Source organism: Streptomyces albospinus (genome assembly GCF_014648695.1).
Lineage (GTDB): Bacteria > Actinomycetota > Actinomycetes > Streptomycetales > Streptomycetaceae > Streptomyces > Streptomyces albospinus.
On record NZ_BMRP01000155.1, the window covers coordinates 1 to 554 of the forward strand.

Annotated in this window: 1 protein-coding gene; it reads left to right on the forward strand. The window is 67.3% G+C overall.

Annotation, left to right across the window (positions count from 1 at the left end):
• Positions 1 to 10: 10 nt before the first annotated feature.
• Positions 11 to 554: IS701 family transposase (locus tag IEZ17_RS41740; protein WP_189308842.1), on the forward strand; the 544-nt coding region annotated here is incomplete at its 3' end.

The window sequence follows — 554 nt, forward strand, 5'->3', positions numbered from 1 at the left end:
TGATGAGGGTGTGACTCCGGACGAGATTGCTGCTGTGCGTGGTGAGTTGGAGGACTTCGCGGGGGAGGTGTTCGAGCCGTTCGCGCGGAACGATCAGCGCCGTTGGGGACAGGTCTACGTGCGAGGACTGCTCACCGACGGCAAACGCAAGTCGGTCGAGCCGATGGCGGCCCGGCTGGGTGGGGACGGGAACCGGCAGGCACTGGCGCATTTCGTTACCACCAGCCCGTGGGATCCGTCCCACATCCGAGCGCGGCTGGCCTGGAAGATGGAAGCGGTGATCCGGCCGACTGCGGTGGTCTTCGATGACACCGGCTTCCTCAAGGACGGCGACGCCTCGGCGTGCGTGTCCCGGCAGTACACCGGCACCGCGGGCAAGGTCACCAACTGCCAGGTGGGTGTCTCGCTGCACCTCACCTCCCATCACGCCTCGTCGGCGGTCAACTGGCGCCTGTTCCTTCCGGAGACCTGGGCGGCCGGTTCACCGAAGGCGGATCTGAACAAGGTCGCCCGCCGCACCGCCTGCGGCATCCCTGACGACATCGGGCACGTGG